We start from the raw sequence: 12,853 nt of genomic DNA on the forward strand, positions 1-12,853 counted from the left end.
GGAGATTAATATGGAAAAATACCACGGAAAAAGCACAGAACAAATTATTCAGAAATTGATGCCTGACAGTGTAAGATCGAGTGTCGTTATGGTGTGGGTAGTTATTAATTTTATGATTTTAACCCCATTTTTATTTCCTCCAACCTTTACTATATACTTATATATAATTTTACCTTTTCTTTTGACTGCTAATATATGGGGGGGATGGGTATTTTTTTGTAAACCAAATGAGCCAAGGTTGGTACACATTTTATATAATGGATTTATGGGAATAACTTTTTCTTTTGGAAGCTTTATAGTGATTCAAAAGATTGCATATACTTTTATTAAAATTGAAACACCTCTGTTTTTTATTGTTACTTTTGTGCTTTACATTTTTACAATTTATAAATTGATTTCTATTGGAATGAAAAGTTTTTTAAAGCGATTAAACAATGAAGAAAATGGAAATATAAAAATTTCTCCAATTGTTTATTTTTCAGGGTTGGGATATATTATTGGACAGATATGTGTAGGTACATTATCACAAAATGGTTTAGCGACGCTCTTAATTTTAGTCTTTTCTTTATTGGCTATTGTGTCTAGTATATATGGTGTATACATATGTATATATATTGATTTAAAGAAGCAGAAAACCAAGCTAGATTCCTTAAATTCTTAAAAAAACAATTAATAAGGAGGAGGCCATACAATGAATTCGCAACTTTTTCCTATAGGCTCTATTGTAATTTTAAAAGAAGGTACAAAGAAAATCATGATTTTTGGGCGGAAACAACAAGTAGAAACGGATGAGGTAAGAAAATTCGATTATATGGGATGTCCTTATCCAGAAGGCTATATTAATCCAGATTTCACTTATTTATGTAATCATGATGATATTCAAGAAGTTGTTTCAACTGGATATGAAGATCAAGAAGAACGTACTTTCCAAGAAAATGTATTGTCTAAAATATAATAAGAAATAATGTGAAAAAACTGTTTTAACAAGTAGTTTTTTTTACATTATTTCTTATTAGTGATGCAACAAATGGAACCTTTATTGGCATGAAATAAGCTTGGTTGTTTTTATAGAAATTAATATATAAACTGATGGAATTAAATTTAACAAAGGTGATTGGAATCATGATGGCAAACAAGATTCGGTAAAAGATAGAGTTAAATCTGGAATCGGAACTGTATTAGATAAAATCTTTTAATTTTTTATGAGGTGCATAATGGACAAATATAATGGCAACAACATAGACGATTGTATGCGAATATTAATACCATTTGATGTAAGAAATATTGTAGGGGCCTTTGTGTGGGTTATCATGAATTTTCTTCTACTCATCATTTTATTCATATTTCCACCGTACAATATATACTCTTACGTAGCTTTACCATTTTATGTGATATGTAATCTATGGGGAATTTGGGTTTCTATTTATAAGCCTCGGCAGCCTCAGTTGCAACATTTACTATATTCTGGATTTGTTTCGTTAAGTATTTCATTTTGTAGTTTTATAGCTGTGCAAAAGTTAGCTTACGAATTCGTAGAAATAGAGTCCCCTTTATTTTTTATTCTATCGCTTATTGCATATAGTTTAATTGTTTATAAATCTGAATTATTTTGGATTAAATATTTTACAGACCGCTTAAGGGGGACAACTAATCAAGGTGTGAAAATTCCTAGAATTGTATTTTTTTCAAGTTTAGGTTATATAATTGGTCAAGTTAGTATTGGAATTTTGAGCCAAAAAGCTATGGCGATTGTGCTAATCGTTATTTTTTCATTTATTTCAGTTGTTTTCCTAGGGCTAAGTACACATTTATATTTTTACTTTGATTTCAAAAAACAAGGTATTACTTCGGAACATTTTAAAAAATTATATTCTCAAAAGAATCCTAAACTGTCAAGGAAGGAAAGGAGACAATCCATGACTGCTTCGGGACATGTAAATATACCACAATCTCAAAAGAAAACTAAAGTTACAAGAAAGGAGAAAAGATAATGAATTCGCAACTTAAAATTTGACTATATGGGATGTCCTTATCCAGATTTCAATTATTTATTTAACCTTGATGATATTCAAGAAGTTGTTTTAACAGGGTATGAGGTTGTTGATTAAATGGGGTGCTACAGGAATGTTTACAAATTACTTGGATCGATTACATAGTGTATTAAAAGAAAAATAAGTGGGATAGGATAAAAGGTATACCAGTGTTTTAGGTATACCTTTTACTTAAGGGTTCTTTCTTCTATGCAAGAGTAAAGTAATGGGATACATATTCTTCTAAACCATGAACCTCTTTCTCAGGTGGCTCAATACCACCTTTTCTACCATAGCAAACATTTCTCAAGTATTCTCCGAAAATCATAGAGCGACTTTTCTCATTTTCCATCCAACTATATCTGTTAATTATAAAATCACCATCAAAACTTGTATCAAATGTATATGGAATACAAGTTATATGTTTTGGTAAATGTTTTTTTAATACTCTATATTGCCGACCTGCTCCTAAACTTTTACATACAAACAGTAAACTATTAACTGTTGTAAAATCAAAAATCTTCTTAGCTTCAATTAGATTTGCGATAGAATGGAGAGAGTTTTTCTCGAAAGTGATAGCATCTTCGGGTACACCGTGTTCAATTAACTTGTTAACAATTACTTCTGATTCTGATAAATCTCCATAATTCCAGTTTGGATGTTTCATTCCATGTAAACTAGTACCACCTGTGACGATAATTTGTGCACCTAAACCTTGTTGATAAGCATGTAGAGGAGCTTGCCAATTACCAGGATGGGAACCACCGAAAACGAAAATTGCATCACACTCTTGTGGTGTTGATTCTTTTAGGAAAGTGATTTCGGTTATTTCTTCAATTTGTTTTTTCGTAAGACATGGGATTTCAGGGTATTTAGGGATTACCATATGAAAACCTCCTATATAGTGAAACGTTAAATTCATTATATAGCGATGTTATTTAGTGGAAAAAGGGAAGTTTTTCATTTGACAGTTCCCCTTTTATGATAACTCTCCTATGAACAAAAGTCCTGCTTCATCATAAAATTCATCTTCATCCTTGATTATCTCTTGGAAATGCAATGTTTGGATGCTGTTAGAAATTGATATTCCCCATTCATGCCTGAAGTCGAACTCATTGGAAAGAGGAATCCATTTTTGAAATTCGTTATCTCTATTGAAAAAACTGTGAAAGTAGTCATTGTTTTTAAAGATGATGATTTGTGAGTGCCATAAACTTGCTATTTTGATCATAACAACGACTCGATATGTATTTGTATCGTTCGGTTTCATTGTCATTAATTGATTCGCTTGATTTAACAGGGTTTGAATGCACAATCGCTTTACTTTCCTAGGTGTTGTACTAGAATCGATAAAAGCTTGAGAACCTGGTAAAGGCATATGCCAGTATTCATCGTTATAGAAAGTAGACGGAAATGCTTTAGTGGCGTCTTCAATTCTTTTTATAAGAGTTTTTGTTTTTCGTTTCATTCCGCGTATTTTCTTTTCACGCATTGTTGATCATCTCCATAAATTTTTGCAAGGCAGCTGAGTGAAAAATATCTTTTCGAGTAATAAAGGTAGTAGGAACCTTTTTAAAGTGATTTGGTAATGTATTTAAAGATAAACCATGTTCGTAATCTGGAATAATAGATTTTATCATAATAGCCGCGCCCATACCTGATTTTACACATGCAAGTATTGTTTCAATTGTTCCAAACTCTAGTATTCTTTTAGGTGAAATTCCCTCTTTTTGCAACCAGTTTTCTAAGAGTCTTCTATAATAGCAACCATGACTAAAAGCGAGTAAATTCATTTTGCCTAGCTCTTTAAGGGAATATAAAGGGTTCTTGCTAATGAGAACTAATTCTTCTTCACGAAATAAAATTGTATGAAGTTCAGTATGCTGAATATTTCCAGCGATAAGAGCCCCGTCTAGTTTTCGCTCTAAAACGAGCTGAGTTAATTGGTCTGTCGTGTTTGTTTCTAGAATCAATTCAATTTCGGGATACTTTTCATAATAGGTCGTTAATATAGGTGGGAGACGAACGGCTGTTGTCGATTCTGTACACCCGATTTTTAACGTGCCTTTTGGCTCGGTTCCGTTACTTTGGACAGCTTGAATGGATTGATCGATTAAGTGGATGATTTGTTTTGCATATGTTAATAAAATTTCTCCGTTAGAAGTTAAAGTAACGCCTTTTCCATTTCGATAAAATAAAGGCACACCTAACTCAATTTCTATTTGTTTTATACGCATCGTTACACCTGATTGTACATAGTTTAAGTTTTTAGCAGCATGAGATATATTTCCTACTGTCGCAACTTCGTAAAAAACCGTTAAATCTTTTATGTCCATTTATTATCACCCCGAAAAAGGTATCAATTTTTTTGATGGATTCTATTATTAACACTTATTTTACATGATATCAGAACCTTCATACAATGAAAGGGATATGGGGGAGATAACGTTGATAAGTGAAGAAAAAATTGAAAAATGCAGTAGTTCTAATAAATGGATCATGTTAACTTTGGCAACGGTAGCACAGGTAAGTGCAACACTTATAACATATGGAGTAGGGGTACTCGCGTTATTTTGGAAACAGAAATATGCACTTTCGAATATGTAGGTTGGATTGTTAATAAGTGCTGTAAATATTGGTCCGCTGTTTTGTATGCTTTTTGCCGGAAGGTTACTAGATCGATATAACGAAAGAATATTAATTGGAGCAAGTGCTGTATTACTTGGTGGGGCGCTTTTACTTGCTCATACGGCAAGGGGATTTATTGGGTTATTATTTGTTCTTCTTTTAATAGGGACCTTTTATAGTGTGTCCCAGCCAGGTGGAAGTAAAGTAATCTTGAAATGGTTTCCGAAAGAAATGCGCGGATTAGCTATGGGAATACGGCAAACTGGTATACCTATTGGCGGGGCGTTAGCAGGCGTAACGATCCCTTTGCTTACAATTAAATTTAGTTTATCTTATACGATAAATGTTATTGCAACTATATGTATAGTAGGCGGGTTATTGTTTTTCATATTTTATAAGGAATTGTACGTACGAGAACACACGAGCCAAGAAAATGTAAGTATTTCTTTTTGGATGCAGTTAAAAAAGGTAATATGTAAAAAAGAGATGTATCCAATTTTTATTACAGGTATTTGCATGATTTCTTTACAAATGATATTAGTCGGACATTTTATAAAATTTTTAGCTGTTGAAAAATCGATAACACCTATTTTAGCAGGGAAAGTATTTTCAGGTATGCTATTTGCAGGAATGATAGGCCGAATTATATTAGCTATAATAAGTGATACATATTACAAAGGGGATCGTCGTACACCGTTGTTTGTATGTGTATGTCTTTCTTTTTGCTTAATTTTAGTTGTTGTAATGAGTATACACACAATGACACTTGGGGTATTATTTGTGGTAAGCGGACTGTTAGGATTCTTTGCGATTGGTTGGTTTAGTCTTTTTATGGTCGAAGTTGTTGAGTCTGTAAGTGAGGAATCGGTAGGCCTGACAGTGAGTTTTGCGCTTACGCTTAATCAAATTGCTATTATCTTTGCACCTGCTTTGTTTGGTTATATAGTAGATGGAAAAGGCTACACATATGCATGGATGGGTATAGCTGCATTAATAAGCGTTTCAGCGGTAAGTTTATGTAAAAGTAAAAAAATATTAAAAATGTAAATCATTTATGAAGAAAATATAAAGAAATGTCATGGGAGTGACATTTCTTTTTTAATATGCTGTATAATCAATTTAGAAATGAGATTCGTTTTCATTAACGCTCATTTCCTCTTTTGAAATTACCTGTAATTTTAGCCATAATAAGTTGTTTTTCTTTTTCGTTATTTGCCCGATTTATTTTGTTTAAAAATTTGTCAGCTTCATTTCCTTTTAAAATCATTATTTGTTTTCCGTAATATTCAATTAAAACTATGTCATTTTTTGTTACTCGATAATGAAACATCATATCATCTAAACGATTGCGTTTATCGGTCTTTTTCAAATTGCCACCTCCATTTTTGTTAATATGTAACGAATGTTACATAAAAAATTTAAATTAAAGTTGGATCTATCCGATTGTAAGGTGGAAATTTTGTAAAAAAGAACTAAAATAGAGAGTAGTTAAAATTTGAACGTTAGAAAAAAGGAATCTAGTTTACTATGAGGAATAATAGAGTAGATAGATTATAAAATATTTAAAAATAAAAAGATATAGAATAGAATGGAAAAGTATAAAGTGAAACTAGATAAAAGAGGGTTCCCATATGTTTAAGAAATGGTTAATCTTTTTCTTTGTTTTTGCTATTTTTTGTGGGAGTGTCGCTGCACTCATACATGCAAATAAAGAAAAGAAATACAGTTTGAAGGCATTTTCAAACTCTGGAGATCAGGTTGGAAATGATAAACCGAAAGTAGATGTAAATCAGCAAAAGCGTTATGATATTGCAGCAACGAAACTTGATCAATATTTAAAAGATAAAGGATTTAACGGAACGGTTCTTGTAACGGATAAAAATAATGTGGTTTTACGAAAAGGATACGGATATGCGAATATAAAAGATAAAGTTTTAACAACGCCAAGAACAAAATATCGCATCGGTTCCATAACAAAAACAGTAGTTGCAATATCTATATTACAGCTAAGAGAAAAAGGAAAATTAAGTATAGAAGATAATGTGAATAAATATATTCCGTCGTTTCCGGCAGATAAAAATATTACGTTAAGAAATTTGTTAACACATACTTCCGGATTGCCAGAGCAGGGACAAGGTGGTGTTGATGCAGCATCGCGCTTAAAGTTAGTAACATGGATTGGATCTCAAAAGCTTGAATTTCCTGCAGGGATGGGATGGAGATATACAGATTATAATTATATGGTGCTTGCGTATATTGTAGAAAAGTTATCGAATAAACCGCTGGCTGAATATGTGAAAGAAAATATTTTCACTCCTGTTGGAATGCATGAATCTGGGATGGGAGCAACTTTCCCTGGAGATATGTTTTTAGCAGAAGGGTATACGAAAAAAGATAATGAGTTAATAGCTACGCCTCGTTTAAGAATGAATTGGCTATATGGTTGTGGTGAAATGTACACTACTGTTGATGATATGAAAAGGTTAGATGAGGCAATTATAGATGGTAAATTACTTTCTAAACAAAATTTATCAGATATGTTTACTGTATCACCCGCTAGAAAGTATGGATTTAGTTTCTATATTAATGCAGATTATAATCATAATCATGGAGTGTTAGCTGGATGGAACACATTTAATAATTTTAATGGAGATAAACGAATTTTTGTAATTCTTTTCTCTAACGTACAAAATGGAATGAACGATGCATTTAATCAAGAGTTTAGAAAGATGGCGAAAGATTTAATAGAAGGAAAATAATTATTTGAAAATCGGTATTGATATGAAATTATCAATACCGATTTTTTTATTTAGTAATGTGTTATTTAGTGAACAGGCAGGCGTGAGAGAGGATTAGTACTCGAATAAATTTATGAAGGAAGTTAAATGATATTAATGTTAAATATAGGGAATGTATTTTGTGTATGTCATCTATTTGTATTGAAATTATGTGATTATCATGCGGAAGAATAATTGGTAATTTTTACATTGATGAAAAAGCTTGAGCTTCACACTATGTTAAGCCTTACATTATTGTAGACATGAACAGGAGGTTGCAAAATGAAAAAGGTAGTAAAGTATTGTTTAATAGTTACATTATCTACAACGATTATTAGTGGATGTTCTTTTGAAGGGAATAATGAAAATGTCAAAGGGAAAGAAGATAAAAAAGTAGAGGTACAGAAAAACGCTGGAAAATATACGATGCCGGATGAAAAAGATAAACATGAAGGTACATGGCTACAATGGCCTCATGAATACACATATGGTCAAGAGTATAAACAAGAAGTCGAGCCTATTTGGATTAAGATGGCAAGTGCTTTAACTGAGGGTGAAAAAGTCCACATTGTTGCATATGATGAGGAGGAGAAAGAGCGAATCAATAAGCTTTTAATAGATAAAGGGCTGAATATGGATAAAGTTGATTTCTTTATCACTCCTACTGATGATGTGTGGGCAAGAGATAGTGGACCGATTTTTGTTTATGACAATAATAAAAAGCTAAAAATATTAGATCCAGCATTTAATGGTTGGGGAAAGAAAACTCCTTATAAAAATGATGCCCGTATACGTGAGAATGTTAGTAAACAATTAGGGATTGAAAGAATTGATTGGGGCAAATTTGTCCTTGAAGGTGGCGCAATTGAATTAGACAGCAATGGGACTGCTTTATTAACTCGAAGCGCAGTAACAAATAAAAATAGAAATCCTGATTTATCAGAAGGAGAAATTGAAAAATATATAAGTGACCTTGGGGTGACAAACTTTATTTGGTTAGATGGAGTGCCTAATTTAGATATTACTGACTTTCATATTGATGGATTTGCTAAATTTCATGATAAATCTACGATCGTAACGATGGCAGAAGATGATTTGGCTGAATGGGGTTTGTCAAACAAAGATATGGATAAATTGTTGGATGCAAAAAATGCTTCAGGAAAGAAATATAAGTATGAATACTTACCCCTTAGTAAAGATAAAGTTACTTTAGAAAATGGGAAAACTCTCGATTATAAGGGATCATATATCAATTATTATATTGGAAATACAGTTGTATTGGTGCCTAACTATAATGATCCAAATGATAAAATCGCAAACGATACGATTCAGAAGTTATATCCGGATCGTAAAGTAGTTGGAATTGATGTGAGAGAACTTTATAAAAATGGCGGAATGATCCATTGTGTGACACAGCAACAACCGATTCAATTGAAGTAATCGATTTATAGTTTCGTTATGTTGCTTTATAGACAAAATAGGTGAAATGCTATCTTTACTTATTTTGTCTTGTTTTAACACCTGTAATAAGAATGAAATGTATAATTTTAATATAATAATAATTAAACAAAAGTATGTTGCCATGATTGTTTTATATGGAAAAGGAGAAAAATGTTTGTGTTGAAGAATTTAAAAAGAGTATTTTCGTTTTTCCCTATCGTTCTACAGTACATTATAAATGTAGCTTTGATCTGTTTGGGAATTGTTTTAAGTGTGTTTCTTATGAAAGAAGTTATTCAATTTATACAAGAACTGAAATTGAGTGGTGAGGAATCTAGTTATCATTTAATTGATAGCATTGTCGTATTCTTTTTATATTTTGAATTCATCGTAATGATTATAAAATATTTTCAAATGAACTTTCATTTTCCATTACGCTATTTTATATATATAGGTATTACGGCTATTGTTCGTCTCATTATTATAGACCATGATAGTCCAATGGATTCATTGTTATATGCTTGCGCGATTCTTGTATTAATTAGTGCTTTATTCATTGCAAATTCTAAAATAATGCGTCGTGATTTAGAAGAGTGAACATTAGTTGTTTAAATCAAAAAAAGATGTTTTATCTTTTGGTAAAAAAGGAGTAAAGATATTGAAAGAAATAATTTTAACCAGTTTCATAATAATAGGATTTATGATTCTACTATTTAATTGTATACTTTCGTAATTTTAAAGGATAAAAAGTTAAAAAGGGAAGAGGCTTTTGTAAATATGGTACATTACAATAATCAAAATAGTTTACATCAAATATTTACACTAAAGGGAACAGTTATAAGAGATATTTTCCCGCAAATTTTATTATATATATGCGTTTCAACGATAGTAACTGTGATTAATTATTATTATGTAGAAATAAAAATGAATCAAACTCCTTGGGTAATTGTTGGAGGGGCTTTAGGTCTACTGTTAGTTTTTCGTACTAACACTGCTTATGATAGGTATTGGGAAGGTAGAAAGTTATTTGGCACGATTGGTGCTTGTACTAGAAATTTAGCAGTTAGTTTTTTATGTTATTGGGAGTCTGAAGAGGAAAATACGGATAAGGAAAAACTAAAATTTTTACATTTATTAATTGCTTTTCCAAAGTTAGCGAAAGGACATTTGAGAGATGAAAAAGATTTATCTGAAATAAAATCATTGTTTGATATTTGTTCTGAGAAGGAACGAGAAATCTTGGATAAGTCTATTCATTTACCGATTAGTATAGTTTTTATGTTAAAAACTATACTATCAAAAGGTTTGAAAACCGGTCAAATTCATCCCAATGCAATAATTAATATGGAAGCTGATTTGAATACTCTGCTTACGGCTGTGGGTGGATGTGATCGGATCAAAACAACGCCTATTCCTTTTGCATATTTTGCTCATATTAAAATTTTACTGCTCATATTTTGCGGGACTTTACCGATTGGTCTTGTTGATAGCCTTGGATGGTTTACAGTACTTGCAACTACGTTTATAAGTTTTGCATTTATAGGGATTGAAGCAATAGGAGTTGAAATTGAGGATCCATTTGGTCAAGATCCAAACGATCTTCCGCTAGAAGGGATTTGTATAGGGGTAGAAACGCATTTAGTGAATTTATTTAATCAAAACGCCCTATTAGAAGTAGTGGATTTCAATCTTGATAAAAAAATCATCTAATCCTTCATTGTGTACGATGATTAAAATTTAAAAATCTTGTCAAGAGCCAGTTTACGGCTTAACGACGGCTTTATCCCGCTATTTGTGGGCAGTAAAACTTCCATCTCAAAACCTGGCGGATGCAAGGAAGTTAGGTGGAAGATAACTTCCAGTAAATGCCCGATTGGTGAGGGCTAATAATCAGTGGGGATGGACAAAACCCCCACTGATTAAAGTTTCACTTTATATTTTTTATATAAATATATAATATCTCTCCGTGCTATAATCCATTCATGAAATGTGCACGTTTTAAAAATTGTAATGAAAAGAGAAATGAATTGGGCAATAGTGGGTTTATTGAAATAAGTTATTCAATCATTATTAAAAAGTGAGGTAAATAATATGGAACAAAAACATAATGGAATTATTTTTACTGCAATACCAGATAAATCGAATGAATATTATCGACCATTTTATGAAGACATTATTTATTTTAATGAATACTTAAATGAAAATAAAGCATTTACCGATCAACTTATATCTTTATCTGTTGAAGAGCAAGACTTTCATACAAACTTTTTTGAGTATGATGATATTTGGCTAAGAGATGTTGCACCAGTTGTAACAAATCATCTAGTTAAATTTAAATATCAACCAAATTACTTACCGAAAGATCAAGGACGATATTTAGATCAACAATTTAATAAATGGTTGAAAAAGAACGACTTTGAATATGTGACATCTCCATTGATATTAGACGGTGGAAATCTTATTTGGAATAAAAAAGATACTGTTATATTAACAGAACGCATATTTGATGATAATTATGATTGGACGGAAGAAGAAATTATAGAGCAACTGGAATGGGATTTAGATGCGAGCCGAGTTATTATTATTCCTGCTGAAGAAGGGGATGTACTAGCACACGCAGACGGAATGGTTAAATTTATTGATGAACATACAATGTTTATTAGTGATTTTTTAGGAGATCATGAATTTAGATATAATGTTCAAGAGATGATTCAAGAACAAATGCCAGAAGCTGAATTTATAGTTGTTCCTTCTTCATATACAGAAAAGGGGCAATATGATCAAGAAATAGCATCGGCAAAAGGGTTATATATAAATATTTTAGAAACATGTGATACGATTTACGTTCCTAAGTTTGGATTAGCTAAAGATGGGGAAGTTTTACGATATATTCAACAACATACGGAGAAACAAGCTATTCAAATTCATGTAGGAGAAATATCGACAATGGGAGGCGCAATGAATTGTTTAACGTGGTATTGTCCACTTCATTTGTTACCTTCAAATATGAAGAGAATGAAAAATCAGAATGAAGATTTTTCAATTAGGAAGATTTTTGATTGGTTTTAATAAATAAGTTTTAAAGAAAATGTATTCAAGGGGTAAGTATATGTATACAATTACTGAGTTTTCGCGGATTTGTAAAATGAGTACACGGATGCTAAGGCATTATGACAAAGAGGAGATATTAAAACCAGCATATGTGAACCCGGAAAATGGGTATAGATATTATGAGCAAGGGCAGTTAGAAATAGCGCTAAAAATTAAAAGGCTAAGGGAGTATAAGTTCCCTCTACCGAAAATTAAAATAATTCTTCAGTCAACAGATCAAGATTCATTTATTAAACATATGCAAGAACAAATTATAGAGTTGTCTCATGAGGTGAAACAAAATTTACAGGTTATTTCTGAAATGAACGAAATGGTAAGTATGAATAATGGTTTAAATATCGCTCGTCATAGAAGTTACGATATATTAATTGGAATGAGAAATGAAATAACGGTAATTGCTCAAAGATTACAAATAGATATAGATGATATGGATGATTATTTTTATGACTTATATGAAAAAGTACAAAAAAATAGCTTTCAAATAGTCGGTTCGCCATCTACAGTTTTTTATGATGAAGAGTATATTCCAAATCACAGTGATATTGAATTAAGAATTCCGATTATGGATGAGGACAATACAGGCGTATTACAAGAATGCGAAATAAAAAAGCTAAATCAGCATCAAATCGTTACTACTATGCATTATGGTAGCTATGACTATATAGGTTATGCTTATATGGCGTTAGAAGAGTGGGTTGAAAGAAATGGTTATATAATAGATAGTCACCCATATGAAGTCTATATAAAGGGACCTGAATGTGATTGTTTAGTAGAGGAGTATGTGACACAAATTTGTTTTTTAGTTAAGAAAATAGGATGAGAATAAGGATTGACATTAACATTATGTCAATCCTTATTCTATGTACG

General features: G+C 31.5%; 14 protein-coding genes and 3 pseudogenes. 13 read left to right on the forward strand and 4 right to left on the reverse strand.

The genetic code is table 11. The features are described from left to right. Nucleotides 1-10: 10 nt before the first annotated feature. The 6 genes and pseudogenes from QCI75_RS10180 to QCI75_RS10205 all read left to right on the forward strand — a co-directional run. Nucleotides 11-661, forward strand: coding sequence for a hypothetical protein (locus QCI75_RS10180; protein ID WP_353760380.1), 651 nt, complete (start codon nucleotides 11-13; stop codon nucleotides 659-661). A gap of 30 nt (nucleotides 662-691) precedes the next feature. Further along, on the forward strand, nucleotides 692-955 hold the full coding sequence (locus QCI75_RS10185; RefSeq protein WP_144503698.1) for a DUF4176 domain-containing protein: 264 nt from the start codon (nucleotides 692-694) through the stop codon (nucleotides 953-955). A 130-nt stretch (nucleotides 956-1,085) separates the two neighbouring features. After that, a pseudogene (locus QCI75_RS10190) lies at nucleotides 1,086-1,196 on the forward strand (WXG100 family type VII secretion target); the annotation flags it as partial. A gap of 6 nt (nucleotides 1,197-1,202) precedes the next feature. Next, nucleotides 1,203-1,991: a hypothetical protein gene (locus QCI75_RS10195; RefSeq protein WP_353760381.1), complete on the forward strand. Its 789-nt coding sequence runs from the start codon at nucleotides 1,203-1,205 to the stop codon at nucleotides 1,989-1,991. A gap of 27 nt (nucleotides 1,992-2,018) precedes the next feature. Further along, the gene (locus tag QCI75_RS10200) at nucleotides 2,019-2,108 is read left to right on the forward strand and encodes a DUF4176 domain-containing protein (RefSeq protein ID WP_144503696.1); all 90 of its coding nucleotides are present in this window, start codon (nucleotides 2,019-2,021) and stop codon (nucleotides 2,106-2,108) included. Further along, a pseudogene (locus QCI75_RS10205) lies at nucleotides 2,092-2,175 on the forward strand (glycerophosphodiester phosphodiesterase family protein); the annotation flags it as partial. The gene QCI75_RS10200 and the pseudogene QCI75_RS10205, both read left to right, overlap by 17 nt. Before the next feature lie 63 nt (nucleotides 2,176-2,238). Here the strand turns inward: QCI75_RS10205 and QCI75_RS10210 are convergent. The 3 genes from QCI75_RS10210 to QCI75_RS10220 form a co-directional block, all read right to left on the reverse strand. Further along, nucleotides 2,239-2,916, reverse strand: coding sequence for a YdcF family protein (locus QCI75_RS10210; RefSeq protein ID WP_144503694.1), 678 nt, complete (start codon nucleotides 2,914-2,916; stop codon nucleotides 2,239-2,241). A gap of 93 nt (nucleotides 2,917-3,009) precedes the next feature. After that, nucleotides 3,010-3,522 carry a DUF3916 domain-containing protein gene (locus QCI75_RS10215; RefSeq protein ID WP_144503692.1) on the reverse strand — a complete coding sequence of 171 codons (513 nt, stop codon included), beginning with the start codon at nucleotides 3,520-3,522 and terminating at the stop codon, nucleotides 3,010-3,012. After that, nucleotides 3,515-4,366, reverse strand: coding sequence for a LysR family transcriptional regulator (locus tag QCI75_RS10220; protein ID WP_353760382.1), 852 nt, complete (start codon nucleotides 4,364-4,366; stop codon nucleotides 3,515-3,517). Before QCI75_RS10220 ends, QCI75_RS10215 begins: the two co-directional genes overlap by 8 nt. 112 nt (nucleotides 4,367-4,478) lie before the next feature. Here QCI75_RS10220 and QCI75_RS10225 point away from each other — a divergent pair. Beyond that, nucleotides 4,479-5,705: pseudogene (locus QCI75_RS10225) on the forward strand (MFS transporter). Nucleotides 5,706-5,799: 94 nt separating this feature from the next. Here the strand turns inward: QCI75_RS10225 and QCI75_RS10230 are convergent. Further along, nucleotides 5,800-6,027 carry a hypothetical protein gene (locus QCI75_RS10230; RefSeq protein WP_353760383.1) on the reverse strand — a complete coding sequence of 76 codons (228 nt, stop codon included), beginning with the start codon at nucleotides 6,025-6,027 and terminating at the stop codon, nucleotides 5,800-5,802. A gap of 262 nt (nucleotides 6,028-6,289) precedes the next feature. Between QCI75_RS10230 and QCI75_RS10235 the strand changes: the two genes are divergently transcribed. The 6 genes from QCI75_RS10235 (at nucleotide 6,290) to QCI75_RS10260 (ending at nucleotide 12,806) form a co-directional block, all read left to right on the forward strand. Continuing rightward, complete coding sequence (locus QCI75_RS10235) at nucleotides 6,290-7,417, forward strand: serine hydrolase domain-containing protein (RefSeq protein ID WP_144503686.1); 1,128 nt, start codon at nucleotides 6,290-6,292, stop codon at nucleotides 7,415-7,417. 300 nt (nucleotides 7,418-7,717) lie between these two features. Next, complete coding sequence (locus QCI75_RS10240; protein WP_353760384.1) at nucleotides 7,718-8,875, forward strand: agmatine deiminase family protein; 1,158 nt, start codon at nucleotides 7,718-7,720, stop codon at nucleotides 8,873-8,875. 177 nt (nucleotides 8,876-9,052) lie between these two features. Next, nucleotides 9,053-9,472 (forward strand): phosphate-starvation-inducible protein PsiE, encoded by a 420-nt coding sequence (gene psiE / locus QCI75_RS10245; RefSeq protein WP_142344561.1) that lies wholly within the window; start codon nucleotides 9,053-9,055, stop codon nucleotides 9,470-9,472. 180 nt (nucleotides 9,473-9,652) lie between these two features. Beyond that, nucleotides 9,653-10,585 (forward strand): bestrophin family protein, encoded by a 933-nt coding sequence (locus QCI75_RS10250; RefSeq protein WP_353760385.1) that lies wholly within the window; start codon nucleotides 9,653-9,655, stop codon nucleotides 10,583-10,585. Between the two features lie 381 nt (nucleotides 10,586-10,966). Then, a complete protein-coding gene (locus QCI75_RS10255) occupies nucleotides 10,967-11,944 on the forward strand; it encodes an agmatine deiminase family protein (RefSeq protein WP_353760386.1) in 978 nt (325 codons plus the stop codon). A gap of 40 nt (nucleotides 11,945-11,984) precedes the next feature. Next, nucleotides 11,985-12,806 (forward strand): MerR family transcriptional regulator, encoded by an 822-nt coding sequence (locus tag QCI75_RS10260; protein WP_144503678.1) that lies wholly within the window; start codon nucleotides 11,985-11,987, stop codon nucleotides 12,804-12,806. Nucleotides 12,807-12,853: the final 47 nt, after the last annotated feature.

The sequence above is a fragment of the Bacillus cereus group sp. RP43 genome (assembly GCF_040459645.1).
Lineage (GTDB): Bacteria > Bacillota > Bacilli > Bacillales > Bacillaceae_G > Bacillus_A > Bacillus_A mycoides_C.